Origin of the sequence: Bradyrhizobium sp. JYMT SZCCT0428, assembly GCF_018131075.1 — a bacterium.
GTDB lineage: Bacteria > Pseudomonadota > Alphaproteobacteria > Rhizobiales > Xanthobacteraceae > Bradyrhizobium.
On sequence record NZ_JAFCLS010000179.1, the window covers coordinates 1 to 1,007 of the forward strand.

A 1,007-nucleotide genomic window follows, 5' to 3' on the forward strand; every position below is an offset into this window, starting at 1 on the left:
TTATCGTCTGCCATGATTCCATCAATGATCGAAGATTGGAATAATCCGATAGCGTGGACGTCAGACCGTCTCCTTACTGATCGCGCGGTAAGGTTGATTTGTTAGCTTAACATCCATCGTTTCGGCTGGCCGGTCTTAGGATGCGTGAAACGTGCGTTTCGTACTGAGGCCGTCACGCATTTCGCTCCTCCGAGCGCGCGATACCCCACGTCTGCGATAAAGACGCTGTAGCCGAGCGTAGATTGCCTGCGGTGTTCGTTGAAGTACTGAGGCGATCTGAGGCGCCTCTTTCCCGTTATCCATGAGGGTGCGCAGCGCGGCATCCTCGGCGGCCGACCATCGTCTACTCGTCGAGCGCATCATCGTTCGGCTCAGTCGTGGAGAACGACACGCCGAGGCGCGTTCCCTTTCGCCAAATGACGCTGCATGGGTAGGATTTCTTTTTCCGGACGACGATCAAAGTGAAATGGTCGGGGATCAGGCTGTACGGGCCGACGTCTAAGGCCGCGCCGGCTTCTGAGAAGTTGCGAAGGACGCAAGGCACGGATAGTTGTTCGAACCTGATCAAACCGGTTTCGAGAACTCGGTTGCGGGGCGTCTTGCGCGCTTCCGCGTCTGCCTTTGCAATCGTCGCCATCGGTGGCACCCGTGTTCTGATCGTTAAACTTGGGGCCAATCCGTAAAGCGTTGGTAAACGATTTTGAAGCTTCTCCCACACCGTTAAAGTGTAGTTAACAGAGAGCCGCCGGGGGCAATCCCCAGCGGGTATTGCTTGCCCGTTAACTGACGATAGAGAAGTCAGAAGCCGTCAACGTTCCAGCGGTGGCACCGTTCAGCCAGACCGCAGTGTCCGCATCGACCTGCACGACGAAATAAGCGCCGTTCTGATACGAGTGGGAAAGCACATCGGCAAAGGATGTGAAGCCTGTGCCGCTCATCTGGACCGTGTCGGTTGAAGCGTTCCAGTCCTGCACGACTTGAACGCTGGGTATGTCATCAGAGATGTA

At 55.9% G+C, this 1,007-nt stretch carries 2 protein-coding genes; both read right to left on the reverse strand.

Features of this window, described 5'->3' with window-relative positions:
• Positions 1 to 343: 343 nt before the first annotated feature.
• On the reverse strand, positions 344 to 637 hold the full coding sequence (locus tag JQ575_RS44285) for a PilZ domain-containing protein (protein ID WP_212039441.1): 294 nt from the start codon (positions 635 to 637) through the stop codon (positions 344 to 346).
• Positions 638 to 779: 142 nt separating this feature from the next.
• A partial coding sequence (locus JQ575_RS44290) for a hypothetical protein (protein ID WP_212039442.1) occupies positions 780 to 1,007 on the reverse strand: 228 nt, incomplete at its 5' end.